The organism is Nocardiopsis baichengensis YIM 90130 (genome assembly GCF_000341205.1).
In the GTDB taxonomy this organism is placed as follows: Bacteria; Actinomycetota; Actinomycetes; order Streptosporangiales; family Streptosporangiaceae; genus Nocardiopsis_A; species Nocardiopsis_A halophila.
This window is the reverse complement of sequence record NZ_ANAS01000042.1, coordinates 46,322-52,437: the sequence shown is the minus strand read 5'-3', so window position 1 is coordinate 52,437 and position 6,116 is coordinate 46,322. Positions and strand designations below refer to the sequence as shown.

Annotated in this window: 3 protein-coding genes; all 3 read right to left on the bottom strand. The window is 74.8% G+C overall.

Annotated features, from left to right (window positions below):
- A partial coding sequence (locus tag C892_RS32035) for a beta-ketoacyl synthase N-terminal-like domain-containing protein (protein WP_239647557.1) occupies nucleotides 1-3,659 on the bottom strand: 3,659 nt, incomplete at its 3' end.
- A gap of 544 nt (nucleotides 3,660-4,203) precedes the next feature.
- Nucleotides 4,204-5,457 carry a styrene monooxygenase/indole monooxygenase family protein gene (locus C892_RS0127175; protein ID WP_017559787.1) on the bottom strand — a complete coding sequence of 418 codons (1,254 nt, stop codon included), beginning with the start codon at nucleotides 5,455-5,457 and terminating at the stop codon, nucleotides 4,204-4,206.
- 99 nt (nucleotides 5,458-5,556) lie between these two features.
- Complete coding sequence (locus C892_RS0127170) at nucleotides 5,557-6,114, bottom strand: GTP-binding protein (RefSeq protein WP_017559786.1); 558 nt, start codon at nucleotides 6,112-6,114, stop codon at nucleotides 5,557-5,559.
- Between the last annotated feature and the right edge of the window lie 2 nt (nucleotides 6,115-6,116).

The window sequence follows — 6,116 nt, the reverse complement described above, 5'->3', positions numbered from 1 at the left end:
CGCCCCCCCTGCCGGTCGGCCGCCGAGACCACGAACGGCCAGGTGCGCCGCTGCTCGGCAGGCGCGGTCGCGGTATCGGCGGGACCGGCCTCCCCGTCCCCCGCGTCCCGCTCCGTCTCCGGGGCCTGTTCGAGGAGCACGTGGGCGTTGGCCCCGCTCACCCCGAACGACGACACCCCCGCGCGCCTCGGGCGGCCCGTATCCGGCCACGGCACCGCCTCGGCGGCGGGCTCCAGCCCGCTCGCGGCCCAGTCGACGTGCGGCGTCGGCTCTCCCAGGTGCAGGGTCGCGGGGACCCGGCCGTTCCGCAGCGCGGACACGGTCTTGATCAGCCCGGCCAGACCCGCCGCCGCCTGGGTGTGCCCGATGTTGGACTTGACCGACCCCACGATCAGCGGCCGCTCGCGTCCACGGCCGTAGGCACAGGCGAGGGCGTGCGCCTCGATCGGGTCCCCCAACCGGGTTCCTGTCCCATGCGCCTCGACCACGTCCACGTCCTGCGGCGACAACCCCGCATCCGCCAACGCCGCACCGATCACCCGCTCCTGAGCCGGACCGCTCGGCGCCGTCAACCCGTTCGACGCCCCGTCCGAGTTCACCGCCGAACCGCGCACCACCGCCAACACCCGGCGACCCCGCCGCACCGCATCCGACAACCGCTCCAGGACCACGATCCCGGCCCCCTCGGCCCACGCGGTTCCGTCCGCCCCGGCGGAGAACGGCTTGCACCGCCCGTCCGGGGACAGCCCGCCCTGCGCCGTGAACTCGGTGAACATCTCCGGGGTCGCCATCACGCACGCGCCCCCGGCCAGCGCCGTGTCGCACTCGCCGCCGCGCAGCGCCCGCACCGCCTGGTGCACCGCCACCAGCGACGACGAGCAGGCGGTGTCCACGGTGACCGGCGGCCCCGACAGCCCCAGCAGGTAGGCGATGCGCCCGGAGGCCACGCTCGGCGCCGACCCGGTCATCAGGTAGCCCTCGTGCCCCGTCCCGTCGCCCGCGGCGCCGTACCCCGAGGCCGTCAGCCCGGTGAACACCCCGGTCCGCGAACCGTGCAGCGACGTCGGGTCCACCCCGGCCCGCTCCACCGCCTCCCACGCCGTCTCCAGCAGCAGCCGCTGCTGCGGGTCCATGGCGTCGGCCTCCCTCGGGCTGATCCCGAAGAACCCCGCGTCGAACTCGGCCGCGCCGTACAGGAAGCCGCCCCGGTCGACGCCCCGACCGTCGGCGAGCACCCCGCTCCCCCACCCGCGGTCCACGGGGAAGGCGCCGGTGGCGTCGCGCTCTTCGGCCAGCAGCTCCCAGAGCCGCTCCGGGGTGTCCGCGCCGCCGGGGAAGCGGCAGGCCATGGCGGTGATCGCGATCGGTTCGGAGGCGTCCGGCGCCCCGGGACGGGCCGGGGCCGCCGACGGCGCGGACGCACCGGCGTCCGCACGTCCCGTCTCCAGGAAGTGCGCCATGCGCTCGGGGGTGGGGTGGTCGTAGACCAGCCCCGCGGGCAGGCGCCGCCCCAGCACCTGTTCGAGGGCGTGGCGCAGCTCGGTGCCCAGGGCCGAGTCGAGGCCCAGGTCGCGGAAGGTGCGCCCGGGGGCGACCGCGTCGGCGGTCGCGTGCCCGAGCACCCGGGCGGCATGCTCCCGGACCAGCGCGAGCGCCGATCCCGGTGCGCGGCCTCCGCCTGCGGCGCCCTCCGCGGCCTCCGGTCCGCCCCCTCCGACGGACCGGCCGGCCTCCTCTTCGGCCTCACGGAACCAGTGGCGACGGCGCTGGAAGGCGTAGGTCGGCAGGTCCACCATCCGAGCCCGCGGACCGAAGAGCTCCCGCCAGTCGACCCGGTCCTCCGCGCCCGCGCAGAAGAGCCCACCGGGGTCACAGGCCGCCGTGGCGAGCGCCCGGCCGGCGCTCCGCTCCCCCGGGTCGTGCCCCTGCTCGCCGCTCTCCCCGCGCACGCGACCGGTCACCACGCCCTCGTGGCGGCGCCCCTGCGCGACGGCCTCCAGCCCGCTCAGCAGCTCGGCGCGGTCGCTCCCGCGCACCGCCGCCCGGTGGGCGAGCGCCGTGCGGCCCCGGGCCAGCGTGAGCCCGATGTCGGCGTCGGTGGCGCCGCCCTGCTCCTGCCCGGCCACGTGCGCGCGCAGGCGCTCCGCCTGGGCCCGCAGCCCGTCCTCGGTGGCCCCGGACAGCACCCACCAGACCGTTCCTCCGGGCGCCCCGGCCCCCTGTCCGGCGGCACCGTCCGAGCGGGCGCGGACCCGCGCGCGGAACCCCGCCCGCCCCCGCGGCTCCGGGGCCCCGGCGAGCAGGACGTGGCAGTCGCTGCCGCCCATCCCGAACGATGACACCCCCGCCACCGGGACGCCGCCGCCCGGGAACGGCTCCCGCTCGGTCTGCACGCGCAGCCGCAGCCGCTCCAGCGGGATGCCCGGCGGCGGCCCGCCGTGGTTGAGCGTCGGCGCCAGTTCCCCCTCGGCCACCGCCAGCACCGTCGCGATCAGCCCGGCGATGCCCGCCGCCGCCTCCAGGTGCCCGATCGCGGCCTTGACCGAGCCGACCCGCAGCGGCTCGTCGCGGGGACGCCCCTGCCCGAAGACCGCCCCCAGCGCCTCGGCCTCGACCGGGTCGCCGACCGGGGTGCCGGTGCCGTGCAGTTCGACGTAGCGGACCTCGTGCGGGGCGATGCGGGCGTCGCGGCAGGCGCCGCGCAGCGCCTCCTCCTGGCCGTCGCGCCCCGGGACGGTCAGCCCCCGGGTCGCGCCGTCCCCGCTGACCGCCCCGCCGAGGATGACCGCGCGGATCCGGTCGCCGTCGGCCAGCGCCGCATCCAGCGTCTTGAGCAGGACCAGGCCGCCGCCCTCGCCGCGCACGTACCCGTCGGCGCCGGCGTCGAAGGGGCGGCAGCGGCCGCTCGGGGACAGCCCGCCCAGCCCCGCCTCGGCGGCGGCGCTCTCCGCGGACAGGTGCAGGTGCACCCCGCCGGCGAAGGCCGCCGTGCAGGCGCCCTCGCGCAGCGCGCGCACCGCCTCCACCACCGCGGTGAGCGAGGAGGACTGGCCGGTGTCGACCACCAGGCCCGGCCCGCGCAGCCCCAGGACGTAGGAGAGCCGGTTGGCGATCATGGTGCGCTGCAGCCCGGCCATCGTGTGGGCCGTGGGCGGGCCGCCCCGGGCGTGCCGCAGCAGCGCGTAGTCGTCCCCGAACGCCCCCGCGAAGACCCCGGTGGCCGTGGCCGAGAGGGCCGAGGCGGGGATGCGGGCGTCCTCCAGGGCCTCCCAGCCCAGCTCCAGCATCAGGCGCTGGCGGGGGTCGGTCTCGGCCGCCTCGCGCGGGGAGACCCCGAAGAAGTCGGCATCGAAGAGGTCGGGGCGGTCCACGAAGGCGCCGTGCTCCCCGGCCGGCCCCGCCGCCGGGTCCCCGGCGAACGGGCGGTCGCCGGGCACGCCGCCGACGGCGCTTCTCCCCTCGGCGAGCAGGCGCCGGAAGGCCGCGGGGCCGGGTGCCCCCGGGAAGCGGCAGGCCAGGCCCACGACCGCGATCGGGCGGGCCCGGCCTCCGGCGCCGCGGGTCGGGGCCCCGGAGGACACGGCGCCCTCGGGGGCACCGGGGGCGTCGGGGGCATCGGCCGAGGGAGGGACATCAGGGAAACGGGCACTCGAACGCATGGGAATCCACTCCGAGATCGCGCCGTCCAACAAGGGGGGAAAGGGGCCGCCGGCGGCGGAGGCGAGGAGCGTGGGGGGAGGGTGCCGGCGCCTCAGGCCTGGGAGGGGGCCTCCGGACGCCGGCACCGCTGTCGCGGCGGCGCGGATCTCCTCCGGGAGGCGGCGGCCGGGGTGCGGAAGTCGTGCCGGGCCATGGCGATCCTCACGGTCGAGCGGCCGGTCGGGGAAGGGGGTTCGGGCAGGACCCGAAAACCGTCAAAATATGCGATCCCCACAGACAGGCGCACTTATCCCTTTCTCGTGACAATGGGGTGATCATAACTCCCTTGCATAAGCACGGCAATATGCACGATCATTTCGGACAGCGGACTCCGGAGGCGGACACGCAGGGAAACTCCTGGGACGAAAGTGACGGAAGCGCCTCCCGCACCACCGCCCCCGAAAGCGACGAACGGGCCCGGATGCCGCCGTTCCGGCATCCGGGCCCGCTTCGGTCCCCGCCCGCCCCGGCGCCGCGCCCGTGCGGACGCTCCGGGGCCGTCGGCTACATGCGCGCGCGCATCGCGCGGATCTCCTCCAGCCACTTCCGGCCGCCCTGCTCGTCATAGAGCCAGGTGAAGAAGTCCGGCGGGTAGTTCCACCCCTTGAGCAACCGGTCGCCCACCCCGGGGACTTCCGCCATCGCACCGAAGATCTCCTGTACCCAGTCCGGCAGGTCCTGGTCCCACATCGTCGACACCCATTCGGACCAGTGCTGGGCGGTCTGGCCGTACTCCCAGAAGGTCTCGAACGTCTGCTCCAGGAACGCACGGTCGAAGGGCTTGTCCCCGTGCGCGACGATGCTCTCCAGATAGCTCTTGGCGCACCGGGCCGAGTGGTTCCACCCCTGCAGCACGTATGGGTCCATGGAGATGACCACGTCGGAGATGCCCAGAACGAGGCCGCCGGAGGGGAGCACGCCCACGGGGTTGCGCACCTGGGGGCGGATCACCCCCGCGGTGGTGCTGTTGCCGTCCAGCAGCTCGGCGTCGCGGATCCGCTCGTAGTAGGGGTGGGCGTGCGTCCGCAGGTTCTCCTTCATCCACTCCAGCTGCTCGTCGGGGCGCGGGCGCACCGGCCAGCGGCTGACCCCGTCGCTGGGGCGCTCGCTCATGAACAGCGCGTGGCAGTGCCCCTCGCGGGTGAGGAAGGGCACGAGGAAGAAGCAGCCCAGCGCGGGCGCGGTGCCCGCCCATCCGATGCTCTCCTTCTCCCCCTGCTCGGGGGCGACGTCGTAGAGCAGCGCCTGGGCCGTGCCGCGCTTGCGGGCCCCGCTGAAGCGGGAGTCGTCGTGGTCGAAGAGCGCACCCAGCTCGCCGTGGCCCACCGCGACCACGATCAGGTCGAACATGCGGGAGAAGTAGTCCAGGTCGCTCACGGTGACCCCGTGGATGACGACCTTCCCGCCGCAGTCCTCGAAGTACTCCAGCCAGTCGGCGATCTTGACCCGCCGGTCCACCGCCACGGCGTAGCCCTGCTCGAAGTGGCTGGGCATGATGGTGGGCGGCCCCCCGGGAGGGAAGAGGCCGATGTTGAACTTGTCGATCTGCGGCGACTGGGCGCTCCAGAAGTCCAGGTGCAGTTCGCGTTCGAGCTCCAGCGCGGTCGGCATGGTCAGCTGCGTGATCGCCGGCCGCCCGGTGCGGATCTCGATCGAGGTCTGCCCGGTGATCACGGTGACGTCGTAGCCGTTGTTCAGCAGCCCGTGGGCGAGCTGGAGACCCGAGTGCCCCGCCCCCACGATGAGGATCTTGCGCATTGACGTGATTTCCTTCTCCACGAGAGGTGGACGGCCGGGGGCGGCGGTCGCGGCCCCGCCGCGCGGCACGGCGGGGCGGGGCGGCCTGCCGATGGGGCGTCAGCCGACCGGCTCCGCCGCGGGATTGGACTGCAGGGCGTACCGGAGCAGGGTCTTGAGCACCGCGCCGCCGGAGGTGCGGTCCCGGGCGTCGAAGTCGACGATGGGCACCTCCGGGCTCACCTCCAGCGCCTCGCGCACCTGCTCGGCGTTGAAGTCGAGACGGCCGTCGAACTTGTTCAGCGCCACGATGTAGGGGATGCGCCGGTTCGTCTCGAAGTAGTCGACCGCGTCGAAGCTGTCCGCGAGCCTGCGGCAGTCGACCACCACGACCGCGCCCACCGCGCCGCGGATCAGGTCGTCCCACATGAACCAGAACCGCGCCTGGCCCGGCGTGCCGAACATGTACATGATGAGCTGCTGGTCGACGGTGATCCTGCCGAAGTCCATCGCGACGGTGGTGGTCACCTTGGTCGGCGTCGCGGACAGGTCGTCGTGGTCGACGCTGGCCTCGGTCATGACCGCCTCGGTGGTCACCGGCGGGATCTCGCTGACGGAGCCGACGAGCGTGGTCTTGCCGGCACCGAACCCTCCGGCGACCACGATCTTCGTCGACATCT